The sequence below is a fragment of the Rahnella sp. PAMC25617 genome (assembly GCF_050606005.1).
GTDB lineage: Bacteria > Pseudomonadota > Gammaproteobacteria > Enterobacterales > Enterobacteriaceae > Rahnella > Rahnella variigena.
This window is the reverse complement of sequence record NZ_JBOCUM010000179.1, coordinates 1-256: the sequence shown is the minus strand read 5'-3', so window position 1 is coordinate 256 and position 256 is coordinate 1. Positions and strand designations below refer to the sequence as shown.

1 protein-coding gene is annotated in these 256 nt (G+C 56.2%); it reads left to right on the top strand.

Going from position 1 to position 256, the window contains the following annotated elements:
• Window positions 1–16: 16 nt before the first annotated feature.
• Window positions 17–256, top strand: a 240-nt coding sequence (locus tag ACM615_RS24130; protein ID WP_431012668.1) for a hypothetical protein, incomplete at its 3' end; no start/stop codon positions are given.

The window sequence follows — 256 nt, the reverse complement described above, 5'->3', positions numbered from 1 at the left end:
CTCGAGTGAGGGAACAATGGAGCGTGAGATGGGCCGGAGAATCGGAGCAGCGGGAGCGGTATTGCAGTCGCTTTACTGCACCGTTGTGACGAAAAGGGAGCTGAGCCAGAAGGCAAAGCTCTCTGTCTACCGGGCCATTTTCGTTCCTACCCTCACCTATGGTCATGAAGGATGGGTCATGACCGAAAGAACGAGATCGCGGATACAAGCGGCCGAGATGGGTTTTCTCCGCAGGGTGGCTGGTGTCTCCCTTAAG